Below are 210 nucleotides of genomic sequence, written 5' to 3' on the forward strand. Positions count from 1 at the left end.
TTCACGATAAAGGTAAATGTCTGGAGCGCTGAGCATACCTTTCATGACAACGCTCCAATGAGTTCAGCAAGATAGGTGGCTGGCGTGCCTTGAGGAATGCTCAGCTCCACATCATTGATGAGAAGTGTCATGTTCGCCGTAGCTATCTGGGCCTGATACTTGGTTGTCTTTTCAACGATTTCGGCTTTAACAAATCCGACAGATTCCGAT

General features: G+C 46.7%; 1 pseudogene. It reads right to left on the reverse strand.

The features are described from left to right. Positions 1 to 41 precede the first annotated feature (41 nt). A pseudogene (locus AB4167_RS21600) lies at positions 42 to 210 on the reverse strand (IS66 family insertion sequence element accessory protein TnpB); the annotation flags it as partial.

This window comes from Vibrio sp. 10N.286.49.E11 (assembly GCF_041469505.1).
In the GTDB taxonomy this organism is placed as follows: Bacteria; Pseudomonadota; Gammaproteobacteria; order Enterobacterales; family Vibrionaceae; genus Vibrio; species Vibrio crassostreae_C.